Annotated in this window: 2 protein-coding genes; both read left to right on the forward strand. The window is 32.2% G+C overall.

All coding sequences use genetic code 11. The annotated features are described in order from the left end of the window. The coding region (locus AC1DPQ_RS27700) for an ATP-dependent nuclease (RefSeq protein WP_477611560.1) at positions 1 to 998 on the forward strand (998 nt) is incomplete at its 5' end. Between the two features lie 49 nt (positions 999 to 1,047). Further along, positions 1,048 to 1,402: hypothetical protein (locus AC1DPQ_RS27705; protein ID WP_477611561.1), on the forward strand; the 355-nt coding region annotated here is incomplete at its 3' end.

Genomic DNA, 1,402 nt, shown 5'->3' on the forward strand with positions numbered 1-1,402 from the left:
GTACGAAACAAATTAAGCAGATTGCCATTGATGAGAAAATAAAAGAACTACAAGCAACTAAAGATATTGAAGCAGAAAAAGCAATCGATGAGAGGGACAATGAGGTGGCTTTACCTGGATATATGCTATTAATTGATGAGCCAGAAATAGCTCTTCATCCAAATGGTATAAGAGCGGCATCCAAGTATTTATATGAACTTGCAAATGACCCGTCTTGGCAAGTTATGTTGACAACACATAGCCCTCTTTTTATAAATCCTTTCGAGGATCACACAACAATTGTTCGGTTATCACGAGATGCTGGAAATCCCATCCCTCATACATACCGATCAGATGATGTTAAATTCTCACCCCACGAGATTGAAAATTTAAAATTGCTCAATAGCTTCGATCAAAATCTTTCGGAAATGTTTTTTGGACAATATCCCGTTATTGTGGAAGGTGATACTGAATTTGCAGCTTTCGATACAATTATGAGGTTAGATCCTGAAAAATATCATATTAATTGTAAGCCCATATTAATAAGGGCAAGAGGGAAATATACAATCATTCCCTTAATAAAGATGCTATCACACTTTAAAATAAATTTTTCTGTATTACATGATAGTGATTACCCTAAAAATAAGGCTGGAAACACAAACAATGTATGGACAGGGAATCAAGATATTTATGATGAAATAGTAAAAGCAAGAAAATCAGGATTAAGGGTAGTTCATAGAGTTTCTATATCTACTTTTGAAGTTGCCCATGATAAGATAATGCTTGATGCCAATGGTAATTATTTGTCCTCAGTAACTAAGGATAAACCTTGGACGATATATCAAAAAATTAAGACAGACGAGGGTATTAAAAAATCAATAGAAGCAACTTTGGATGATATGATTGACTTGACTTGTAGAGAAGAGCCTTTTAATGAAATTTTTTCTAAAGGGGTAGTTCAAGAATTTGAAAAGTGGGTAATTGAAAATAATATAAAAGATTTTAGATTTATAATCTAATTATTTTATTAAATACAGAAACGAATATTGTTAATTATTAGTAGTTAGTATGTTACAGGTCAATCAGAAGCTCAAACGTGTAGAGATAAAAGAGTTCGAAATAGAGAACCAAATCGTCTTCAATTATTTTGACAATCTTCCTACCTCCGAACGAGATGCGAAATTTCTAAAAGCTATTTATATTGGAGTTTTGGCATTAATGGAAGATCGCATGTCTGCTTTTCTTTCCAAGACCAGTAATGAATTGGGAACAGAATTGGAAAGCCTAAAAATGATCTTTGATATGAAAAAAGAACTTTTTTATAAGTCCTCAATTAAAGGTGTTTTGGCTGAGGATGAAATAACAGATTTTCTTAATCAATATTTTTCAGAAAAAAACTTAAAAGATCGAGCTATACTAACAG

It is taken from the genome of Pedobacter sp. 01T416_2, from assembly GCF_056398925.1.